This window comes from Rheinheimera gaetbuli (assembly GCF_054781935.1).
The window spans coordinates 185,421-208,240 of record NZ_BAAGTL010000008.1 but is presented as its reverse complement, the minus strand read 5'-3'; the positions used below and the strand labels follow the sequence as shown (position 1 = coordinate 208,240).

The window sequence follows — 22,820 nt, the reverse complement described above, 5'->3', positions numbered from 1 at the left end:
TAGATCGATGTCTGCGATGTGGTGAGCCAATGAAAGTTCATTTACTGCCGATAAAGACGCCGTGGATGTCGATTTGCTATCACTGCGGATTTGATGCCAGAGACGCAAAGACGCGGCGAATAAGAGATATAACTGCAAGTACTCAAAGCTATATCGATACCACTCTATTGACTGGAGGTGCAGTCATATATGGGCGCCCGCTAAATTGCTCTGATGTTTTTGAGTATCTATATTTTTGGATAACTTTTCTCCGCCGGGCCAGGCGAGCTCAAACGGGTGCGTTACACAGATTTTTGTCTCTATTTCCTTGCGAGCTTCCAGAAGTGGATGAGTATTCAAAAGGATGGCGATTCGAAAAGCTGCCTGTGGAGGAGCGTTCATCTCTGATGCAAGGATTGGACTTTATTCTCACGATGAACAGGGAGCAACTTCAATTAAATCTGATTAATATGGGCTTATCTAAGCAGTCTTTTATTGGTGATTGGAATACCTCTCCGGCGGTGCTCTCTCCTGTTGTAGATGCTTTACCAGATAACTCAAAAACTCAGGCAAAGTCTAGAATCACAAAGGATTTCAAGCCAGCCCCAAAATACCTGGTGATGCGTAAGATGAAACGGCTACTCAGCAATTTCAGAAATAGACAAAATGTCCCCCAAAGCAAAAATTGAGTGCTCTGAGTGCGGAAAGTTCATCCCCTGCGCTCATCGCCGCTATAAAAAGCTTCAATATTGCCAATCATGTTATCAGCGTCTTTTCAAACTTCAGTCATGCCCGTCATGCAAAAAATTAGCTCGTCTTCCCGTCCATTTCAACGGTGCGATTTGCGACAATTGTGAGCGGTTAATGCCTTGTATTCGGTGCGGGAAACAAGGACGGAACGCTGTTAGATTGTCAAAATACGGTACGGTGTGTAACTCATGCTTTCTCTATTTCACTACACCTAAAATATGTTCTGAATGTGGTATGGCATGCCGGCGTTATCGTCGAGGTATAGGTTTAGATCCGAATGCCATCCTATGCGAGCGCTGCTCCAGAAAAAGTACACATGGAACCTGTCACACCTGCCGTAGATATAGAAAACTGGTTCAAAGCGAAGACAACACCGCATCGATATGCTTCAAGTGCTATTCATTAGGTGAAATCCCCTGCGAGCGATGCAAGGTGCTGCATCCTGCTGGATTTGGAAAAATATGTGAGCAATGTTACCGGGAAGATTTGCTAGAAAGACGGATGGCCATAACCGCGAACTTGTTTTCAACTGCAGTGTTTAGAGCATTGTTTGCAAAGTTTTCTCAATGGCTAGCCTCTAACAAAGGCATTTTGGTTGCGTCCATACAGGCCAACAAATATGCGCCGCTTTTACAGAAAATCGAAAACCGCTGGGGTGGTATTCCCAGTTACAGGGAGTTAGTCTCACACTTTTCTATTGCCTACCTAAGACGGTTCAAACGACTGCTAGATTGGCTGTCTGAACAAAAACAGCTTAAGACAGACGCTGAAGTTAAAGCCTGGGATTCTGAAACACGAATAATAGAAAACCAGATATCCCGTTCAAATCTTAACGAGACATCTGAATTAATTTGCAGAAAGTACCTTACGTCTTTAATGCAACAAGTAAGCACCGAAGACCTAAAAATACGAACAGCGCGCCTCTATATGTGTGCAGCGATAGGGTTTTCCAAAGTAGCGGATAGAAACCACGACCAAGGGTTAAACCAGAGCGCCTTAGTAAAATATCTAAAAAGTGCTCCAGGGCAGAAAGCGTCGATAACCAGATTCGTGAATTATTTAAATCAGGAAGTGCAAACCAATTTGCACTTGCCGATAATTGGTAGGACTAACTCGGTCAGAAACAAACGAGAGAAAAAAATAGCAGAAAAAATGTACAAGCTGCTTTTGAAAGGTACTGAAACAGGCACCGACTTAAACTTAGAATGGGCGGTCTTATCACTGCAACTATTTCATCGGTTATCGGTGAAGGACAGCAATTACCTTATCAAGAACTCAACTTGCCAGGCGAAACAAGATGGCTATGAATTTAACATACACAACCAAGCGTTCTGGGTACCGTCTTTGAAATACGCGGCTGAGCAAATACGTAACGAAACAATAGACTTATACAATGCCCAACTCCCACCAACAACAAGTTCATAATGTGTAGAACTCGCTTTGCGATTAATTTACAACCGGCTCTTATGGTCAGCTTTAGAGGAAAATCCGGGCGCAAACGACATAGACTCAACCGATAACAGTTCAGCACGATTTTTCAACGCTAACGGATACTCCTGATAACTAAGCTTATGGCCTGAAGAGCAGTCTACCCGCATATCGGTCAGTGCAAACCCTATTAAAGCCTCCGAAACCAGGATTGAGCGGTACTCACCGTCTTTAATGCCAAGATCAGATAATTGCGCATCTGGTATCGGGTTTCTAGGATGTGCCATAAGCTCTAGCGTTCGTTGACGGTTCCAACCATCGTCACGATCCTTGGAATGCTCTTCAGGCGATTCATGATGCAACTGGAATACTTTAATGACTCGACTGAATTTGAACGTGCGAAATTCATATGCAGACTTATCATATGCCCGGAAATACCACAGCCCACCTGCCTCGAATATAGAATGTGGACTCACCACTCGATCTTTCATACCAGAGGTTGTAGATACATACTGGATATGCAAACTAGCGCTATTCACTATAGCTCGACAAACAGGCGCCACATTAGCAACATCCAGCTGATTTCCGAATTTATAGATGTCTATTCCGTACCGCTGAATATCTAATATTTGAGTCAGTGTGCCGTAAGCGGTGTATTGCAGACCGGTAACGGCATCATGCTTATACTTATGTTGATAAAACGGATTAGCTCTATAGCCATACCTTGGACCCAAAAATTCCACGTCTTCAGGATGCTTTTCCAAAAAGGAGGCTATAGTTCTACTTGCTGTAGCTTCACCGATGCTGAACCGGTTAACCAGCTCTGCACGAGTAAGCTGGCCTTTGAACAGCAGTAGGAAATCTATAAACCTGTATCGCTCAGCTAAAACAGGGTCAAGTTCTTTAGTTGTTGGCATAACGACTCATTTAGGCTCCGTACAGTTGTTACTGATAATGTTGGTTACGGCCTGTCCTGCTAAATATTTTACCATTCTTTGGTATCATTTGACACATAGCAAGCATGTAAAATCAAGATGAATTGACATTTACAGCTCACAAGTCTAGGATTGCTATATATCAAATGATACATAGCATGGATGTGAAGGTGATGACACCGGCAGTACAGAAGCATTTAAAGCAGATCGAAGCAGGCTACCCGGTCAATTGGAAAAAAATACAGCGAACCCTAGTTAAAATAGGCATTCCATCTGCTCTGCTAAATCAGGCGTTCGATGTGCTCCCGTACGGAAGCGATACATATCAAGTAACTGTCCGTGATGATTACGCCTTTACTGAAATCAGAACTCTACTGAATAAACCTAGAAACAATGACCGCACCTCTGCAAGTGTCGCCGGTAATAGTCATGCAGTGTCGGTAAAAGGGGCTATGTTGATAACTTGGGCTGCGGGCGAAGAATCACCCAAGGTACGCGTTTTCAACGATGACACTCAAACTCAATTTCCAGCAAAACCGAATGTGCTGATCATTGAAAACGAAGAGTGCTTTTTAAATAAAGAGGACACATTCCAGTTTGTTGATAAATATTGTGGTACCGATTGCCCAATAACTGACATCGAGTTCGTATTCGGATCTGGAAATAGCATTTCAAACAAACGTATCCTCCCTTATCTCAAAGCCGCTACCGGGCAAATATACTGTCTTTTCGATGTGGACTTTGGTGGCTTACGCATTTTCTCCAACCTCTTAGCTGGCGGACTATCAGCTGAACGTACGCATTATTTAATACCATCAGATCTGGAGCTTCGATTAAAGCAATCTAAACGCATTGCTACTCAAGCAGAGCTGGAAAGCTTGGATCAAGTCTATGGGATATCGACAAAAACCGACAGGATCATATCGGCTATTCGCTATTACAAAACTACTCTAGAACAGGAAAGCTACCGTGCAGAACTTGGATAACACCTTCGAGCTGGGCTTTTCCAGTGAATATCAAATCCACGAGCTCATTTTTATTAACAGTGGGTCGAACTATTATGTTCGATTGCCAGTTGACCATCATGCTGCGCTAATATCTGATAACAATAGCGGTAAGACGTCGTCTCTTTCAGCCTTAAAGTTATTCCTACTTCCGGAAACCTCTTTCAAAAAGCAGAGAGACAAATTTGGATTCCAGTCAGGAGGAACGTTTTATCAGGACTTATCGTCATATACGTATTACTTTCCCGGGTCTGAGTCTTACATCATATGTAGCGCCTCCAATCCCAGAGGCAGATTTTGTTGGATCCTTCACAGGACCACTGACCTTGGTTATGAACGTATCGCGGTTCCAGAGGAATACAATTCAATAGAACATCTGTTCTGGAATGCAGATTCTGAACTAAACGAATCAGCCGGAACCTTGCACTCTGGCATAGGAATAGCTGCTATAAAGAAGCAGTTGGTTTCAAACTTTAAAGCAAAAGCGTTTAACGACCGCAAAAATATAGGTGACGCTATATACAGCAGGGCAACTAATCAGGACGACGACACTCGTTTCTGCTTGCTGCCGATGGCAAAAGGCTTTACCACAAGTGGAACTGAGACCATTCGTTCTTTATTGGGAATGGCATTTAGCCTGGGTAATGCCTCCACAACCTCCCTGCCTAAAGCTATAAGCTCAATTCTTGACGGCTCAGGTATGAGTGCCGTGAAGAAAAATAATGGTGAAGGTATTTTACTAGATTTGGATAGTCAGCTTCATGAATGGCAAACGCTGAAAGCAGAGGATGCGCGACTTAAACTCGTTGAGTCGCAAAAAGGCACTTTCGATTCACTTCAGTCAGCACGAACAAATTATTATCAGTTGCGCGGCAGCCTCCTAGATTCATTTAACAGAACTGTATGGTCGATAGAGTTAAGTAAAACCGCGCTGACATCTAAGCAAGAGACACTTAAAAAGTCTGTTTCTGATTTACACGCGGAATTACAGGCATTTAGGTCAGAACATGATCGTCTGAGGAGCATGGAATCTGAGGCTAAAAGCGATCATAAATCTGCAGTCAACTGGCGTAACGAAATCGACACCGCTATAAAGAGTGTTGAAGAGTGTCGTAGTAAGCTACTACCTCTTTGCCCTGCTGACTCGCGAAATGACCAAACGCTTTTAGCGGTGCTTGATGAACAGATCAAAGATTGCGAGACTGAAATCGCCAGTTTGAAAGACCAAGCTGGAACTATTGAGAAAATGAAATATTTAACATCTGTGATAAACAGCAACAAGGAGGAGCTCGAATCACGCCGGAAAGCACTTGATAACATAGACTCTAAATTATCATTTCTAGATACCATCACACCAGACGTTGCTTCGATTCTGCTGAGTATTAATAACAATTTTGCCAAATTGGAAGTGACGCCTAGCGCTGAACAAAAAGCCGTTATTCAAACGTTTGCAGCTCTGTTTTCCTCTGAAGCCGAAGCAGTCTATTTCTGTGGTGCCATACTGCCTGGCGTTAACTTAAAGCGATTCAATAATGCAGATATCAAGCACGAGTTGGAAGGTGCTATTGATGTTTTAATGACTAAAATCGAGCGTGACGAAAAGCAACGAGCCACTATCAGTCAAAACTGTAGGCTGTCAAAAGAACGCCAGGCTGAAAAGCTAAAAGAATGCACTGAAGATTTAGAGGATCTGCGTCTTCAGAAACAAAATCTACAAGGCGCAGAGCTACTAAATACTCAAAAGACAAAAGCTGAATCAGACGTTATTCGGTCGAAAGAACTATTTGATAAAGCGACTCGCGAGTTTAAATCGGCTAGTGAAAAATTCGAAAATCTAAGCCGGCGATACAACTTGGCCAATGAAGAACTTACATCGGTGGGAGACCCGCTCAGAGAGCTCAATAACCAAATTAGTCGTCTGGAAAATTTAGAGAGCATTTCAAGTCGAATGCTTAGTCTGGAGCAAGCAAAACTCGAGACTCGTCATTCAGAGGTCATCAGCCAGTCTATAAATCAGATTACGGTATCAGTTCAGTCATTGAAGACCCAGTTATCTTTGGTAGGGGAAGTTCGACAAGAGTGTATTGATACAATGAATTTGCTTCTTCAGTATCAAATTATCCCTGCTACACCAGAGGAGCGACATCAAATAACCACCAACTCTCAATTTTTTGAAGATATGTATGGCGCGCTCCAAACCGTATTCCTTAATCTTGACCAGGCAAAAGTTAAGTACAGGGAAACGTTATCTCACCACAACAATACCGCTGCCGCTGCGGCTCGCATTATTGAGAATGTTGAAGGCATTATTACCAACTTCATCAGCAACATTAATGATGAGATAAAAGGCTACAAAATATCTAATCTGACATCCGTTACGCTCGTTCCTGAACTTCACGCTCAATACGTAGATATGACTCGTACACTCAATCGTATAGGCAGCAGAACAGATGAGCTACTGTCAGAGTCGTTCTATATCCAAATAAGTAATTTCCAAAATAGCTTTTACAACAAACAGACCGGTAAAGTTGAAATCGACAAAATTATCGAAAAAGTCCGGTACCAATTTGTACGCAATGACACCGTAGAGGACACGCCGCAATCAAATGGAACAAACTGCATGATAAACAGTGTGCTACTCGCACTGTTATTGCAGCGACTGGTTCCAGACGATTTGAGTTTAAGCATGCCAGTTGTGTTTGATGAGATTGGTAGTCTTGATGAGAAAAATTTTCAGGAGATCCTGAAGGTTATGGAAGAACATAATCTCTATCTTTTTGTGGCAAACCCTGAGCAAAATGGCCTAATCGCCAGCGTCCTTGATACCTATCACGACCTTTCTCTTTTCAAAGCCTCTGATGTAGGCGTACTAAATAAAGCTGAGGCCATATATTACCCTGGCATGGAGGAGCGACTGGAAAATATGGAATTTGAGTCCGAATTAGAAAACGTAGATGAAGCCATGATGAGTGTCTGACAGTGGATACGAACGCACAAAACACACTTGTCATTATCTTCCAGCATGTCGAGATTTTTTTCACGATGCTGGACCATTACACGGGTAACAGTAAAACGGTAATAGGCTTTCAGGTTTCAGCTTATGAGAATGTTATCGAATCTTATCTGAACAAAAAGGAGTTAAGTAAACAGGATTGCCAGCGTATCAGAGCGGCACTATCGATTAAAAACATGAATGAGTGCTGCTTGCTGAGTTTTGTTGATGATCAGCGTGGCCAGTTTGCATTGCAGCGGGGGCTTTTGCAAACCATTCAGAATTTAGACTCTAAACGAATCAGGGAGCTTGGCCAACCAGATCTGGACAGCATCTACGAGCAAATTAAACGCTTATATGATTACTTCATCTCTAAGGCTGGGATTTACGAGCGTGAAGATCTCGATTTTAAGGAAAATCTAGCTGCCTTAATGGATGTTCTGCACGAAACACTGAACAAAATTGACCACAATGTCCGAGCTTTAGAAGGTAGCTCCAAGAGGCTCTCTGAAATTTTGGATAGCCATGATTTCAATCAGATGGTTATGAACGACCGGGTGCGTAATGCCTTGCAAGAAGTTATACAGATATCAAAACGCAACATACAGCCCACTCTCATTTTCTTAAATGAGAAAATTATGGCTGCCGGCACGAGTGCTATGAGGCTCATTCGAGAAATCAAAGAATGTTTTGCCAAAGCCAGCTTTCACATCGAGTATGCGAACATCTCAATTATTGAAATGAAGCTACTGTCGTATGCAGATGTGATTGGTGAGACTCGACGCCGCATGAATCGTTATGTAGAGATGGACCGCAAGCAACGTGAGTTGTACAACAATATCGAACTACGGTTTAACGAGTTACATGAATTAGTCGTCTCGAGACTAGACAGCAAGTTAACTGGAAAGAGAATACCCGCGGACGCACCTATATTTGAGCCTGCTCGCTCTTTTAGAGGACTGGTGAGCTGGACATCGTCTAACCTTACGGGTGCCCTGATTGAGTTACCTCACTATGCTGATGAGCAGTATGTTCACGAGTATATCTGCACTCAGTTAGATAAAGTTGATGCTATTAACTCCAGTAAACGGACACCCGTTAAAGACCCTGCATCTGCCAAGGAGCGCTTCGAAAAAAAGCAACGTATTCAACGGATCAAGCAAGTTATGGCCAGTTTCAGTAACCAGGCAGCAGAGAAAGACTTATACCTGGCAATACACCAGTTTTTGGAAGAAAATCTGAAAGATTACAAGCTAAAAGACGTATTTGATGCTTTGCACTTTGCAGAAGAGAGCAAGCTCTATAAGCCTACCCTGTTAAGGGGGGAAATCATCTATAAATCACAGAAGCTGTCATACCTGATAAGAAGGAAACAAGCAGTCATATGAACAATAACTACCTTGACCTGGATGTGTTTGCTTCCAGGCTTATCTATAAGGATTTCATCGCCGGAGCGGTAATAAACAAATATGAAGTCATTGAAGGGGAGTTACAGCCTTCACAAAAGTTCCGGGTGCTAATAGATGACATCGATAAATATCGTTACGTTTACAGTCTCCTTGGTTTCACAATTCAAAGCATCGGTGAGGAGTCTTTTTTCGTAACCCGAACAGACCGGGCGGAAGAATACAACGAGGTTGCTGCGAATATCCAAGTGCTACTTTTAGTGATATTGAGAGGGGTGTATTCCCTAGGGATCGCGCCAGGTATCCTGTTAGACCCAACTGCAGGGCTCAGCCGTATGCAAATTGATGACATTGGCAATATAAATGAGCAGAAGAGAATCCTGGAAGCCTGCAAAATGAAACTGCCCCTCTCGGAGTCAGTGAACTCATTACTGGTTAACCGCGGAATTTGCTTTAAGACCAAATCTGACAGATATATCTTATCAGCAGCGGGTAAGTATTTGTTTCAACAACTAACTGCATCAGCAAACATGTAACACGGTTCAAAATATGGCAGCGTTGATTTTTAAACAAATGGCATAACATAACCAAAATATTCAGTTTGAGCGTTACGCCGCGAGTCCCAGCGTTTTGTATGTCCTGTTGGGCGTTCCCGCTGATCGGCAAAGGTTAAAACAAGTCGCCTCTTAGCACGCGATACTGCCACAAAGTAGGCACATAAATTTTCAGCCTGTTCAGTTTGATTCTTAAAAAAGAAGGTTTCGTTTTCGACAGCCATGATAATTACCGAATCGAACTCAAGCCCTTTACTCTTGTGGATTGTCAGTATGCGTACAGCCTGATCGTCTGAGAATCGTTCAAGCGCTTTTGGTAAATCAGGCTCTAGCTTAAGCAAATCCTCTATACGTGACTTTGTGCTTTGAACAACCTCCTTGAGACGTCCACCGGATTCATAATCCGGTGATAGCGATACGAGTGTTTCACGACTGACATGCTTTAAGAAAGTACGAACAGACTCCCACCACCCTGAAAATGGCTCAACAATCAAATCAGCAATCGCAGCCTGTTTCCGTTGTTGCTTGATAAATCGGTCAAGGTCTTTACGCGCATAAAACTGAATCTCTTCATCTGCAAAGGGGATTAGTTGATTCGTGAGCCGAATCCATGATTTGGGTTCGCGCTGCCCATACAGGCAAGATAGGTAATCCACAATCAAACGGGCTACAGGTTCTACTGTAATGTCCTGCATCTGTTGTTCATTGCGAAAAGGAATACCACGAGCTTCAAGTGCTACCATAAGATGCTCGGCGTACAGATCGAGCTGATTGCGAACAAGGACCGCAATTTCTGCAGGAGGTAGCTGTTCGGTCTTAATCCAACCGTCAATCACGCCAGCCAGATACTCTGCCTCCTTTCGGCTATCTTCGAAACGCCAAGCGAATACTTCTCCCTCATCTCCAACAAGCTGCTCGTCGGACATGACTGACAAAGGATCAAGTTTGCGGACGATTTCGTTCTGTACCCGCAGCAGACGTGGTTTTGAACGAAAGTTGCGGTACATATTGAGCGGTCTTGCGGAGAAATCAGCTGTAAAGGTCTGGAAAATACCTTCCAGGGCACCCACCCATCCCATGATTTTCTGCTTGGTATCGCCTACTGCAGTGAGTCTAATGCGAGTATCTTGAAAGGCGACCTTCAAAAGCTCGTACTGAAGATTGGTGCAGTCTTGAAACTCATCCAAAAACACATCGCTGTAAGTTTGACGGATCGCATTTCGTGCGATTTTCGAGTCTTTGAGAATTTGGATTGCAAAGGGCACTAAATCGTTAAATTCAATCTCGGAGCGTGAGGGCCCCGATTTCCGGTCAACAATTTTGTAGCCTACATCTAATTCATTCAGTCCTCTTAGCACTGGCCGGAAGCGGTCTATAATACGCTTGGCAAATGCGTGAAAGGTGTAGCTATCAAACCGAGAAGCCAACTCTGCACCACAGCGTCGCTTTACTCGTTCTTTCAGATTACTACTGGCATCAACCTTAAACGAAATGGCCAAAATCCGTTTAGGATAACGACAGGAGCCCGTTCGCAGCAGAAAGTCAGCTCGCTGGGCAAGCATTTCAGTCTTGCCCGCGCCCGGACCTGCTGTCAGCGCAAGACTAAGCGCTTGTTCTTTGGCTGCAAGCAGTGCATTAGGTTCAAGTGTCAGACCATCTGCAGGCTTCCAATCCTCGACAGCGATCATTCATGTAATTCCGTGAGCTTGGCGATCACCGCGTCAGCCAAATGTCCAAGTGATACAGGCATGTTTGCGAGTAACTCCTCATCACTTAGCTTAGCTAGCGCTTCTATATGTGTTGCCGGCTTGCTAAGAAGTTTGAAGTTACGGTGATAAGTACCAAACAATTTCTGTTCATCATCAGAGTATTGGTTTGCATCGAAATGACTTTTTCCTAGAACGGCTTTAATATTTGAGTCATCGGCTTCTTCCTTCACAACGCCATAAGCATCCGGGTAGGCTAGCAGCATAGAAAAATCCAGGTCCATAGGGTATGAAAAATACACACCACGCTCTTCGAGCAGAGTGGTGTAGTTCCCAAAGTCCCTAACTTTTTGCGCGGTATCATTCCAACTTGGAATGCCGTGGTCTGTGGGGAGTACCTTACTCGGTTCATGCGCAGCCAACTGAACATTTACGTACTTGATGCGCCCCCATCCACCTTGAAAGCGAGCAACATCAAGATCAAGTAATGTTAAATATGGAATCTGCAGGACAGAAAGTAATCGCCAGAAGTGATTGACGTGACGCCCTCCCAGCGGCGCTATTGAAACAGCTGACTCGTCGACCGGTGCCCCTTTCGCCATGAGTATTCGTGGCAACACAATTTCTTCACTGTCACCTTCCACCAGAATTACCAGACGCGAGAAATAGACCTCCGGAAAAGCCTGTACTGCCTCCCGCACAAACTTATGAGCTTTGTCCGCAGTGTCTGGCAGCTGGATATGCGTAACGCGCGATGTCCGGTCTTGAGTCAGACGTAAATACCTGATTCTTTCAGGCGCGACGCGTCGTAACATCGACGGCGCGTGAGTAGCGATCAGTGCTTGAGCATCTCCGTGACTGGCCATCTCATTAAGGGCATTGACGATTCTTCCGAGGTAATGTGGTGACAGGCTGTTCTCTGGCTCTTCAACAGCTATCAACGTAAAAACAGGCGGGCGCAACTTGTCTGCATCAAATGATTTGTCTGCTTCAGTCAGAACAGCTCGACCGATGGCCTGAGATGAGAGCACGAGCGACAGATAGAGCATCGATTTTTGGCCATCGCTCAGGCGCGAAAAATCAACCAGCTGCTCATCGTGTCCTGGCGAAAAAGAAACAGACATATGCCTCAACAACGCTTCAACCTCAGAAGCTACAAATGTAATCTTCGGATCGGTAAAAAAGCTGCCTTTATGTAAAGAACTCCAAGTCGATTTAAGACTTTGACTTAGTGTATTAACTGATGGATTAGACGCTAGACTGTCGCTAATTTTGTCGGTGAGCCCTTTAATGATATCACGCTCAGATACCCAATTTACTGCGCGTAGCATGCGCCCAAGCAAAGCATTGGCCCCGTAGGCGATGTGATCGGCTGGGTCACGGCGTGCTGGCAGATAATGGACATGAATATGGTTGCGCTCAGAGCGAGGCACTTGTGCTGTGCTGAGAGGCAAACCATTTGCATCAATGTCCAAGACATAAACTAAAGTTTCTTCTATATCACCATCCAATCCCATAGTAGCACTGAGACGAAAACGCACACGTGGAATACCATCAGCCTGATCTAGCCTCATGTGGCCAAAGTGAGGAGCAACAGCGCTGTTGTCTTCATCTTTCGCCAGTTCAGAGAAGATAAAGTCGGCTTCTATCCAAAGATGACGTTCATCTGGAATGCTCTCCTCATCGAAAAGGACGTGAAAGTCTGAGCGTCGAATACGGCGTAGGGATGGATCGAAAGCAAATAGGCGGCACAGGGCTTGGAGTGCAGCTGTCTTGCCTGATCCATTTGGGCCGATTAGGTATGTAATCTCCTCCAGTGTAAGCTCGGTTGGCTCTACGCCAAACGACTGAAAGTTTGATAAACGAATAGTTTGCAGCCTCATACCAATATCCCTATCATCTCAGAGCTACCATGAACCGTATATTTCCCATACTCTTTCAAACCGTAACCAAACGCAACAGCTCTATTACAATTAACAATTATCGAGCTTTTAACTCCATATCAATCTAACTCTATTAATCGACATATAAGATGCACGTATGCATCTCTGGCTGCAGAACAGGCAAGATTAACTTATACTGTAACCATCACTACTGACCGGGATCAGGTAACTGAGGTAGTGACGCCGGAGCTTCGCTCCCCCAGCCCGTGAGCGGGATAAAAAGGCTCCCCGGATTTTTTATATGACAGCATGATGCGATTAATACTTGGCGAAACTGCTATCTACCACAGGTATAAAACGCGCTTTTAATAACCTAGGTTAATGAATGAGCAGGTAGACCTGTTTCTGGCTGTTTTGGTTAGAAGTGTGATTGCAGCATTCGAGTTTTCTCCGTCAACTGTCGAACAGATAACTAGCGATTTAAGGCAAGGTTATGAGAGACAAACTTACTTGTTCAAAGATGACACTGGAAAAGCTGGAGCATGAGCTGAAGGTCATTTTCAATAATAATCCTGGCCAAATTAATCAGTGGCTAGACACGCCAATACCGAGGTTAGACGGTGAATGCCCTCGTAGCTTGCTTGACACAGATGTTAAGCGCGAGGAGCTTTTTCAAGTGCTTCAAGAGATGAAGTTTGGTGAAATGGCTTGATGTCTGCTTTGAGCAATAAACGGTAGTGCGGTCGATACCGTTAGTATGAGTGAAAGAAATACTGAGCCCGCGCGCGCGTAGAGAGTAGATAACTGACGTATTAGGCTGACATGCGAGTAAATCCAGCTTATTTGTTCATCCCTTAATGTGTACCTACCCGCACATCGCTCCACGAAAGCAATGGAGGAGAAGTAAACCAATCAATAAACTGATCCAAGGTTTGATCAATTATCTCAGCCTTTTTGGAACTATCGCTTTGTCTTGTTTGAATAGATGCTGCCTGCTCTAATTCGTTTCTGAGTAGGCTACGTTCGATAGCTAAGTTGCAGAGGTGTTGGTGAGCTTTCCAAGCTTCATAATCAAAAAAGTTATGCACTGCTCTGATATGCGATTTCTTCTCACGTCTCAGTTCATTGGATACCTCGTAGCCTAAAATCAACAGCAGACTTTTAACAACACGAATATCCATATTTCGACTGAACCCGAAATTTAATTCACTGGCTTTCGAAGTAATTGATTCCCATGGTTTCAGGGGATGCTTTGTGTCACGGGCATGGTATTGCACGGCTCTAACAACTTTCGATTTTAATTCCAGCAAGCGTTTATTAAGATCATTTTTATATGTATCCATTAGCCAATCGTGGTCGGCGTTCATGTCCAACGATGGCCAGCATGACTTTGCTTTGACCAGAAAATCTGTCCAGGAGGGTGCCTTAAATTCTGCGAGCCTGGTTAAAATTGCCTGTTTACCTTGTTCTTTAAGCTGGTGTTTTAACTGTACGTCCGCTGCGTAGAAGTCTTTGTAATAGGTTTGACCATCACAGTGGGTCAACTGATCGAATGTTATTCTCTGCTCAACCCATCCATATCCAATCTCACGCTCGCGCTCAATGTGGGGTTCCCACGTATGACAGGACAGGAAGAGCTTTTTACTTTTGGTTGAGGTCTCAGCCAGTTCCCGGCTAAAGACTAGTCGGTTTCCGCGATTGCAAAATGCAATGTCTTTATGAACCTGCTTAACAGCTATCTTTTCGAAAACACCTGACTCATGAAACAAATCAATCTCATCTTCTTCATAATCAGCGCTAAGCCAAACTAGTGGCCAGCCTTTTTCCTTATAAAAAGCTTGTCTGGTCAGGATAACTTTTGGGGATTCACTTCTAAGTTGAATTTCGAAAGCTACGTTTTTATCGATATATTTTGCGTGTAAGTCGGGCTTCGCTCTTGAAAGCTTGTCGTCACTGAAAACAAATTTACTGTCTACATCCACCACGTCCCAACCAGGCAACTGCGACAATGTGCGTTCAAGTAGCATCTTCATATTCCAATGCCGCCTTCCTTCAGAGACGTAGGCATTAATCTCTGCCAGTGACTTCGCGTCGGACTTCCAATCACAAATGACACCTTTGGGGTGAGCAAAATAATAGTCGTGGCCATGTCGGCTTTCGTCATTCCGCATGGCGTGAAGGTAAACTAATTGTCTGCAGTGATAACAAACGAATCGATGATGCTTTACGTTTGCAGTCCTGATCGCTTGCAGTTCATGCTGCTCATAAATGAAGGATAGGGCATCAACCCAAACCGGCTCGTTACTCATAACATCAAGCACAACCGGTATTTGGCGGCGCATCGTGAGATCTGTCGCGATAAAAGACATACTAATTAGAAGTCGGTAATTATTGATAAATTAAACTATATAAATATACAGCACTTCGCAAGCTGTTTGCTGAAGCAAAAAATCGTAGAGTCAGCCCGCTTTGGTTTTAGATCATCAATCAGGTTCGAAGGGAATGACGCGTGTCAGATTCCCAGCAGACTCAATTTCAGCATCCCCAAGTGATTGATCTATGTGCTTCGTCATTACAATTTTTGAAGAGTCTTCAGCTAATTCACAAAACAAAATGTCGCCCAGGTTTATCCCAAGCTCTATGCAGAGATTGTTCGGAAGTTGTATCTGATTATTCTTGCTAACTTTGACTTGATGGCTCACAGGGTAACTCCTGATTACTGAACAATATTAACATACTGGTATTGGGCTTATAGATAGACTATATTCACCAATCTGATTAAAATTTGTTCATATCTTTGTAACTTTCCTGAGACACGATGTTTGTAGTTCAACAACACGAGCATAAACATGAAAACGATAGCCTATATAACCCTTACCCTCACAACGCTGCTGTTTGGCGCCGCAGTTAACGCAAACAATTGTGCTTATAGCTGCCCAACCGGTAAATCAGGCCAAACTATAGAAAGGCCGATTTATACATTACATAATAACAGTAGCACTAAGTTTGCCAATTGGGTCGCATATAAAGTGACTAAAAACACCATTGATGGACCCAGCCGTACCCGGACATGGAAAGCAGACCCCAATATCAACTCAGCTTATACACTAGAGCCAGCAGACTATACTGATGCGAATGCAGTGCTTGGCACAGACCGTGGCCATCAGGTGCCATTGGCTGCGTTCAGCAACACGGCGTATTGGGCGATGACAAACTATTTATCTAATATCACACCACAGTCAGCCAACCTGAACCAGGGGGCTTGGGTAAAGTTGGAAACGGCCGTTCGTAATTTGGCCCGCACCGGCCAGGATGTTTATGTCGTAACCGGCCCCTTGTATGAATGGTACTTTGGAACGTTGCCGCGGGCTGATGAAAGCCATACGATCCCGTCCGGTTATTTCAAAGTGGTGATTACCGACAACGCCGGGTGGGTTGAAGCTTCGGCTTACATCATGGAGCAAAACCTTAGTCGCTCAGCCAGTTTCTGTCCACGCGAAGTAACCATTAATGAAGTGGAAAGCCGCAGCGGGCTTAATATCATGCCGTCCCTGCCGTCTTACAAAGAGCCCGCGGTTGAAGGTCAGGTTGGTGGTCTGAAAACTGAGTTAGGTTGTTAAAAAGCCGCGCCCGGCATTACACCGGGCGCCATTGCCATATGGTTCACGTTTACCGCTAAAAAATGCCCACTAAATTTTTATCGAACTCTACACCAGTGAAGTCGTGATTATCGTAAATCGCTTTAAAGCTATCCGTTACAAACACGCCATGAGTACCATACATTTCTGACTTAAATACTGATTTGTCTGCCAATGAAGACTGCTCAAATACCAATGTTTCAACGCCACACTCAAACCCGTCTTCGTAGTGACGCAATGTCTTTGTGGTATCTTCTTTTGCAAACTGCAGCGGGACAAAGATGTACATTTGCATATAGCCGACCTGAAGGGCCAAAAACTCTCCAGCATCAGCCAATAGGGCTTTAAAAGCGTTATAAGCATCTTCCGATAACAGTAAGTATGAGCCCCAGAAGGACACATCCGGTACCGGTAATCCTTGATGGTATTCGGAAGCCAGCTCACACCTGGTGGGCGTCCATTTATCCAGTAAACTTTCGTTGGTTCTGGGTTGGCGCCGCACCAGCGATAAATCGTCATCGCCAAGGATGTCAGCGAAACCAAATAAATCCAGCTCGGGGACTTCATAAGAATTTTCAACAGGCTTTAGCCGATATACTGTTGTTGTCTTTTCCATTAATTCATTTTCCATCAGCCGGCTTTCCTTTCGAGGATGTCAGCTGGATGTGAACCTTCGCGCAGCTTTCGTTTTACCGTCTGTAACCGCGATAAGAATACACGTTCTGGCAGATTATCGTTTGAAAACTGTGATGAGATCCAAGTCTCGTAATTGTAGGTATGTATTGGCCTGTGTGCCGGTGATTCAGGGGTGGCCCAGTCATCAGCAGTGTTCTTGGCAAAGTTACGCAGCCAGATGCCATTAAGCGGGTCATTGATACCAATACCAAATGCATGCAGATTCAGGCGGCTTCTGATGACCAGCTCTTTACGATGTTTACCTGAGCCGGGGATGATATGGTGAGCCTCATGGATTGGCGTGGGTTTAGGCTCTCCTACGGCAAGTAGGTTTCTGGCCAACATTTTTGTTGGATGATGGTTTTCGGTTGCGAGTTCTCGAATAGACTTCGATTCATTTGATTTGCGATAGGCCGTCAGATTTTCCTGGTACATAATGTGCGCAGCAATTTTACGACGCTCCAAACGCAAATGTTGCCAATCTTTATCCCGTTTTGCTATGCGGTCAGCTTTCTGCTTTGCAGTCTCGTTAGCTGGAGCCTGGCTGTTTCTGCCGTTATGAAATTCACTGGCTTTAAGCTCATACTGATAAATAATCATCTCAAGCGGTGATGGGTTTTCAGGTCTTACAGGCCGTGGAAAACTCACATATTGATTTTGTTGGCTCGGCTTCATGCTGACGATTGCTCCTGCGACTCTCGCTGAATTTAAAATGATTTTAAATTCATACCGGCTTTACATCAACTATAAAAACACCTAAATTTTACTAAATATTAACTTTGAAAGGGCTGAATATGGAGTATTCACCAATATCTGAGAAACAGGCAATTGCAATGCTGAACGAGTGGAAAGAAGCTGGGCATGACTTACCTTCTCTAGCTAAGTTTAAAAAGGGTGAAAGCGCCACTGTCATTATCGCTCTTATTCCAGGATACCGCTGTAATCAGTGGTATCAGATCGGTAAGACTTATGCAGGTTATAGTGAAGCAATGACATCCATAGGAAAGCTGCTGGATAGAACCAACGTTACGTAAGGCCACTTTTCTGTCGATTGTATTTAACTTTTACGGTAAAAAGATCCAATATTGTTTTAGTCGACCGGTACGAAGCAGACGCTTATCTGTTGCAAGAGATGAGTATTTGGATGCCGTAGTTAAGCTATATTTTGCAGATGAACACCTTGAATGATGAATTTTATCCACGATTTAACAAAGCGTCTAAAGGCTTGGCACATCCGGCGCAGCCTTCAGGAAGCCACTAGAATATACAGAAATAGTGAGCTTTGGCACAAAGACGTCCTTGACTCAATTCACTTGCATTCTCCTAAACTCTACCGCCCCTCTGCTGATGGGAAAAAATTAGTTCTGTGGAATAAGATGTGTGAGAGCAGACAAGCTCATTGTCCGAGAGACCTTAGCGCAGCACTACTCAAAACTGTGGTAATGAATGAGCATACTGTCAGCGACTTTGATATTTCTAAGCTGCAAAGTTTAACCCACTCAAAAGGGTTTGGTGAAAGTCATTTTCCGAAGATAAACGGAAGCTGGTTTGCAGATTTAGCCAGTTGGGGTAAAGGCATGTACCCTGCCAAGGAACTTTCCGGACTAGACGACTTTGATTGGGAAAAAAATATACAACATGTAGAACGGGAAGCATTCGGCTCCACACAACCTGTTCGAGTTAATTACTATGCCTGGATAAACAGATACGTAGGTCATCAAGGTGGGGGCTCTCATCACACTGCGATGCTCATTTACCAGATGGTTGACCAAGGCAAAATATATAAAAGAGAGGCCAAGGTACGCAACTACTCACTAGACCTTGAGCCTCTGAGTTCGTTAAAAGAGCGGTATGCAATGTTTGTGGCCAACAGAGATGCCTACTGCAGTAAACTTGAATCAAAACGGCAGGATTTATATACCATATTGCGCCAAGTTATTGCTTCTGAGGTTTATGTGTCACCAATTTCTATTGATAACCATGAAAATACGGCTTTTTTCATTCCTTATACCGCTTTAAAAGTGAGTAAAGCGACTTTTGACACTTGGTACAGCAGTAATGCTGAGCGACTAAAAATCATTCCCCTTATTAATTTTATGTCAAACACATTGGATTATTGCACATCACCTTACACACACGAATTAGGACAAATATACTTGGGTGATCCGATGAGACAAAGTGACATTTACACAAAAAAGCACCGTGATGCGCTATTCTAAATACAAGGTATCATATTGTTTCAAAAGATTAATTCTGAAAAAAAAGACGCATTTGACACTATATAAATTACTTGCAGAATTATTAAATCGCAATTACATTTAAGTAAATGCATTTCAAAATTTTCGAGATTGGTTTTTTAGCCGCTTAATAATTTGTGAGTACCACTTCGCTTCTGATATGGGTGGCCAACGTCCCTAAATTAAGTATACTTAGTTAACAAGAATTTATAACAGTACTAGAATTGGATTTATCTTTTAGCAGTAAAGAACTACGAAGTCTCTGTGAACGAAAGGATGCTGCTGTTAAAAAATTTGGCGAAGTAGCGGCTTTAAAACTGAGGACGAGGTTGGCAGACATAATTGCTGCACGATGTTACTTAGATTTGCCGCTAGGTAATCCGCGAATTATTGCAGTAAATCAGGTAGAATATTTGGTTGTAGACTTCGACAGCGAATCTTGTTTGACATTCGCTGTTGGTCATCCGAAGCCGCCGTTAATTCAGGACGGCATAATGATAGATTGGGTGAATGTTTACAGACTACGACTTATAGGAATAGGGCCAAAGCATGATGCAGACACTAGAATTTCAACCTGAATGGGCCTCGCCGCCCGGAGATACCATTTCTGAGCTGTTAGCCGAAAGGGAACTCACAGTTGAGGATATGGTGAGTTGTATTGGGCTGTCAAAGAGAGAAGCGATAGCTTTGTTAAATGGGAATTTACCTGTTTGCGATGTGCTCGCTGAAAACCTGCAAATGTTATTTAAAGTCTCTGCTGAATTCTGGCTGAGTAGAGAATCCACTTACCGAAGTTCACTCAAGTATCTTACACAAAAGCAGGCTGATGAGGAAAGTTGGTTAAACAGCTTACCGCTGACCGACTTAAGAAAATGGGGAGTTATTCCGTCTAGAGCATCTGTTAAAGATCAGCTTAAGGCTGTCCTAACTTTCTTCGGAGTATCTAGTGTAAATGAATGGGATGCCAGCTATGCAGCAAAGCAAAATATGGTTGCGTTCCGTACATCGAGTTCATTCGACTCTACTCCGATGTCAGTGCTTACTTGGTTAAGAAAAGCTGAGATAGATACTGAAAAACTTAAGTGTGCAGAATGGAACTCTGATTCTTTGCGGCAGGCTATACCTGGAATAAGGAAGCTCACCAGAGAAGAAGATCCTGAAGTATTCATGCCCAGATTGCAACAGCAGCTTGCATCCAGCGGTGTTGCTTTGGCATTTGTGAAGACTCCAAAAGGTTGTAGTGCGAGCGGTGCAACTTTTTTCCCAAAACCTAACCGAGCTCTGATAGTTCTAAGTGGTAGATATCTGACAGATGATCACTTGTGGTTTACTGTCTTTCATGAGATTGGCCATTTACTTTTACATAGTAAGGATTGTCTATTCCTCGAGGGCACAAAATCTTCTGAAAAAGAAGAGCATGAAGCGAACATGTTTGCAGAGCAGATTTTAGTTCCGACTGAACACATGTCAGAGATGTTAATGCTCTCAAGAGTTTCAGATTGGAGGAAAATTCTAAGATTTGCGAAAAAAATTGGTATTTCGCCTGGTATTGTCGTTGGTCAGCTTCAGCATAAAGGCAAAATCTCTTTTGCTTCTTTAAACAAACTAAAAAAGAAGTACAAATGGGCGAGTTAAAACCAGCAATGTTATCGTGACTAACTGAAGCAACTGAGTTAAATCTTACGATTAGCCAGTAAAGTATAGGTAGTGCGCCGGCGACTTTTGCCAATTACATAACGCATCCTCGAGCACTTGCTTAGTCAATCTTTCTAATTCAAGAAAGTTAGAAAGTATCTCGAGTTTATCTTCCAGTGACGATGCCCCAACGTTTGCATTGATATTTCCGTAGAATAGTTGTCGGGCCCCTCTTAGCGGGCCTGTAGCTTCATTTAAAAATAGCTTTGGGGGTTCGATATCAAGTAGTCCTGTTTTGCGTAACATTGTGAGGTAATCAAATCTTGCGGTGCGCCCAAAGGAAAGAACACATCTCATTGACTGGTATATCGCCTCGAAAGATAGCCTTGGATCGTGTGAACAATGGTAAGTCAGATCGCCAAACTTAACTGCATGCTGCCCACTATATCCAATCCAAGTTACATAGCTTTCAATAACTTTGTCCAATGAGCGATTAGCGTTCGACCTTATGGATTCGTATTTTCTATGATTACCGAATCGCCTGGTAATACCGTCCCTTTGCATTTGTAAACTGGCATTCCCAAACCACTCTCTAAACCCAGGGATATCGTTTCTTATACGTTCCCATGACCAATATGCATCATCCCCTAAAGCGCCGTAAATATCGGCCACTAAACGCCATCCTGTGGATTGCGGCTTACCAAAATGGGTAAAGAGAAAAACAAGCCAGCAAGCTTCGTCATAATTATGATCTTTATGGTGGATTGCTGCACGAATAGGGTCAAAAAGTGACGAGTTCGGATTCATTCTCAGTGCAGATATTGACCTTTGCTGAAGCGTAAATACATAATCAACCCGCCTGATGCTGTCAATTAGCTGCCTTATAAACACTTCCTCTTCCACAGGTGAAATAAGCCCTTGAAGAGGCATTTCTTCCTGTTGGAACTTAGTTATGCCATTCCTCAATTTAGCGTATACGCTCAGTTCCTTCGCTCTAACTTTTATCATCGTGTTCTCTTCCTTAAAACGCTTTTAATTTTCTGAACGTACTTGATATATTGAGGATTTTTTATGCTTGTTTCGATCTCGGAGATCAGTTCCAATCGTCTCACTCTACTAAGGCTGGTGTTTTTCTTAATCGAAAATATATAAAGAAGATTAACAAGATCTTCCCAATAACTCTCAAGCGCTACTACTTTGCTCGGGGAAAAGTTACCTTCGCGGATCTCCTTTTCCAGCATAACCACAGCGTTGATGTTCTGCTCAAAATTCTTTGCTGGGATTGGCGGCATAACAGCTTCAGAGGACATGAAACCTTCTTGCATAAATTGGCGTGCTTTAACGATACTGTCGTCTTTATACAAATGCATACTAGTGACGAAATGGGTGTAAGTACCAAGTTCTATATCCAGCTTCCGTGCAATAATCTCTTGAAGCATAGTAAATACAAACACATCGTGGGGAAGCCCTCTATAAGCGTCATTTGAACGCATCATTACGAACATATCCAACTTTCCGTTCCGTATAAGAAACTGAAGACTCAAAGTACATGGTATATCTTTAAACGGCTGTGAAATGTCATATGCATCAAAAAGCTGGATAACAGCCTGTCTGGATGTAGGCTTGTTTCTTAACATAGTTATGACTTGTTCAATTTGATCAAACTCACCATGCATTTTACTCAGTCGAGGCCCATAGCCACCATGAATTCGATTATCAGCTTCCACGAAGTTTTTATAATAATCAATATAATAAGTGATAAATGATGAATCATTGGTACCTGCCAGGTACCAGAGTAATTCTCCTAAACAACTGTAAAGGGTCCCTTTGGTCTCAGAACGACTAAGCCTGGCCAATGGGTTGGTCAGTTTTAGAAGGCACCCGGAAATTTCAAGATAGCTACCTTTTGTAGACGTCTCTTCGTAAGCAGAATTTAGCAATGCATCGTATAAATCCATTAATAAATCGTCCAGCGTGTCACCTGTTAAGAGCATTGCT

At 43.4% G+C, this 22,820-nt stretch carries 20 protein-coding genes; 11 read left to right on the top strand and 9 right to left on the bottom strand.

What is annotated here, in order from left to right:
* The first annotated feature begins 29 nt into the window (after positions 1 to 29).
* Entirely contained in the window at positions 30 to 668 is a 639-nt protein-coding gene (locus ACYVIC_RS07845; protein WP_460859728.1) for a hypothetical protein, read from the top strand.
* 562 nt (positions 669 to 1,230) lie between these two features.
* The gene (locus tag ACYVIC_RS07840) at positions 1,231 to 2,154 is read left to right on the top strand and encodes a hypothetical protein (RefSeq protein WP_460858817.1); all 924 of its coding nucleotides are present in this window, start codon (positions 1,231 to 1,233) and stop codon (positions 2,152 to 2,154) included.
* A 26-nt stretch (positions 2,155 to 2,180) separates the two neighbouring features.
* On the opposite strand, the gene ACYVIC_RS07835 is transcribed toward ACYVIC_RS07840, so the two are convergent.
* Positions 2,181 to 3,074 carry a WYL domain-containing protein gene (locus ACYVIC_RS07835; protein ID WP_460858816.1) on the bottom strand — a complete coding sequence of 298 codons (894 nt, stop codon included), beginning with the start codon at positions 3,072 to 3,074 and terminating at the stop codon, positions 2,181 to 2,183.
* Between the two features lie 176 nt (positions 3,075 to 3,250).
* Between ACYVIC_RS07835 and ACYVIC_RS07830 the strand changes: the two genes are divergently transcribed.
* From ACYVIC_RS07830 to ACYVIC_RS07815, 4 genes are read left to right on the top strand one after another with little or no spacing between them, the layout of a single operon-like run.
* The gene (locus ACYVIC_RS07830; RefSeq protein WP_460858814.1) at positions 3,251 to 4,078 is read left to right on the top strand and encodes a hypothetical protein; all 828 of its coding nucleotides are present in this window, start codon (positions 3,251 to 3,253) and stop codon (positions 4,076 to 4,078) included.
* Positions 4,062 to 7,073 (top strand): coiled-coil domain-containing protein, encoded by a 3,012-nt coding sequence (locus ACYVIC_RS07825; RefSeq protein WP_460858812.1) that lies wholly within the window; start codon positions 4,062 to 4,064, stop codon positions 7,071 to 7,073. Before ACYVIC_RS07830 ends, ACYVIC_RS07825 begins: the two co-directional genes overlap by 17 nt.
* Positions 7,074 to 7,075: 2 nt before the next feature.
* A complete protein-coding gene (locus ACYVIC_RS07820) occupies positions 7,076 to 8,476 on the top strand; it encodes a hypothetical protein (RefSeq protein ID WP_460858810.1) in 1,401 nt (466 codons plus the stop codon).
* A complete protein-coding gene (locus ACYVIC_RS07815) occupies positions 8,473 to 9,030 on the top strand; it encodes a condensin complex protein MksE (RefSeq protein WP_460858808.1) in 558 nt (185 codons plus the stop codon). The genes ACYVIC_RS07820 and ACYVIC_RS07815 overlap by 4 nt, the downstream gene beginning before the upstream one ends.
* A 29-nt stretch (positions 9,031 to 9,059) precedes the next feature.
* Here the strand turns inward: ACYVIC_RS07815 and ACYVIC_RS07810 are convergent, their stop codons facing one another.
* Both ACYVIC_RS07810 and ACYVIC_RS07805 read right to left on the bottom strand, forming a co-directional pair.
* A complete protein-coding gene (locus ACYVIC_RS07810; RefSeq protein WP_460858807.1) occupies positions 9,060 to 10,736 on the bottom strand; it encodes a UvrD-helicase domain-containing protein in 1,677 nt (558 codons plus the stop codon).
* Positions 10,733 to 12,637 (bottom strand): ATP-dependent nuclease, encoded by a 1,905-nt coding sequence (locus ACYVIC_RS07805; protein WP_460858806.1) that lies wholly within the window; start codon positions 12,635 to 12,637, stop codon positions 10,733 to 10,735. The genes ACYVIC_RS07810 and ACYVIC_RS07805 overlap by 4 nt, the downstream gene beginning before the upstream one ends.
* Before the next feature lie 493 nt (positions 12,638 to 13,130).
* On the opposite strand from ACYVIC_RS07805, the gene ACYVIC_RS07800 reads away from it, so the two are divergent.
* The gene (locus tag ACYVIC_RS07800; protein ID WP_460858804.1) at positions 13,131 to 13,349 is read left to right on the top strand and encodes an antitoxin Xre/MbcA/ParS toxin-binding domain-containing protein; all 219 of its coding nucleotides are present in this window, start codon (positions 13,131 to 13,133) and stop codon (positions 13,347 to 13,349) included.
* Between the two features lie 142 nt (positions 13,350 to 13,491).
* Here the strand turns inward: ACYVIC_RS07800 and ACYVIC_RS07795 are convergent, their stop codons facing one another.
* Positions 13,492 to 14,979, bottom strand: a complete 1,488-nt coding sequence (locus ACYVIC_RS07795; RefSeq protein WP_460858802.1) for a DUF6035 family protein — start codon at positions 14,977 to 14,979, stop codon at positions 13,492 to 13,494.
* Between the two features lie 141 nt (positions 14,980 to 15,120).
* Entirely contained in the window at positions 15,121 to 15,339 is a 219-nt protein-coding gene (locus ACYVIC_RS07790) for a hypothetical protein (protein ID WP_460858800.1), read from the bottom strand.
* 147 nt (positions 15,340 to 15,486) lie between these two features.
* On the opposite strand from ACYVIC_RS07790, the gene ACYVIC_RS07785 reads away from it, so the two are divergent.
* On the top strand, positions 15,487 to 16,257 hold the full coding sequence (locus ACYVIC_RS07785; protein ID WP_460858798.1) for a DNA/RNA non-specific endonuclease: 771 nt from the start codon (positions 15,487 to 15,489) through the stop codon (positions 16,255 to 16,257).
* A 55-nt stretch (positions 16,258 to 16,312) separates the two neighbouring features.
* Here the strand turns inward: ACYVIC_RS07785 and ACYVIC_RS07780 are convergent, their stop codons facing one another.
* Both ACYVIC_RS07780 and ACYVIC_RS07775 read right to left on the bottom strand, forming a co-directional pair.
* The gene (locus tag ACYVIC_RS07780; RefSeq protein WP_460858797.1) at positions 16,313 to 16,906 is read right to left on the bottom strand and encodes a hypothetical protein; all 594 of its coding nucleotides are present in this window, start codon (positions 16,904 to 16,906) and stop codon (positions 16,313 to 16,315) included.
* Positions 16,906 to 17,625: an AHH domain-containing protein gene (locus ACYVIC_RS07775; protein ID WP_460858795.1), complete on the bottom strand. Its 720-nt coding sequence runs from the start codon at positions 17,623 to 17,625 to the stop codon at positions 16,906 to 16,908. The genes ACYVIC_RS07780 and ACYVIC_RS07775 overlap by 1 nt, the downstream gene beginning before the upstream one ends.
* A gap of 119 nt (positions 17,626 to 17,744) precedes the next feature.
* Here ACYVIC_RS07775 and ACYVIC_RS07770 point away from each other — a divergent pair, with 119 nt between their 5' ends.
* From ACYVIC_RS07770 to ACYVIC_RS07760, 3 genes are all read left to right on the top strand, one after another.
* Complete coding sequence (locus ACYVIC_RS07770; RefSeq protein ID WP_460858794.1) at positions 17,745 to 17,984, top strand: hypothetical protein; 240 nt, start codon at positions 17,745 to 17,747, stop codon at positions 17,982 to 17,984.
* A gap of 150 nt (positions 17,985 to 18,134) precedes the next feature.
* On the top strand, positions 18,135 to 19,169 hold the full coding sequence (locus ACYVIC_RS07765; protein ID WP_460858792.1) for a DUF6685 family protein: 1,035 nt from the start codon (positions 18,135 to 18,137) through the stop codon (positions 19,167 to 19,169).
* Positions 19,170 to 19,736: 567 nt separating this feature from the next.
* Entirely contained in the window at positions 19,737 to 20,822 is a 1,086-nt protein-coding gene (locus tag ACYVIC_RS07760) for an ImmA/IrrE family metallo-endopeptidase (RefSeq protein WP_460858790.1), read from the top strand.
* 51 nt (positions 20,823 to 20,873) lie between these two features.
* On the opposite strand, the gene ACYVIC_RS07755 is transcribed toward ACYVIC_RS07760, so the two are convergent.
* Together ACYVIC_RS07755 and ACYVIC_RS07750 are read right to left on the bottom strand one after the other, a co-directional pair.
* Complete coding sequence (locus ACYVIC_RS07755) at positions 20,874 to 21,830, bottom strand: alpha-glutamyl/putrescinyl thymine pyrophosphorylase clade 3 protein (protein ID WP_460858789.1); 957 nt, start codon at positions 21,828 to 21,830, stop codon at positions 20,874 to 20,876.
* A complete protein-coding gene (locus tag ACYVIC_RS07750) occupies positions 21,827 to 22,816 on the bottom strand; it encodes a thymidylate synthase (protein WP_460858787.1) in 990 nt (329 codons plus the stop codon). The genes ACYVIC_RS07755 and ACYVIC_RS07750 overlap by 4 nt, the downstream gene beginning before the upstream one ends.
* Between the last annotated feature and the right edge of the window lie 4 nt (positions 22,817 to 22,820).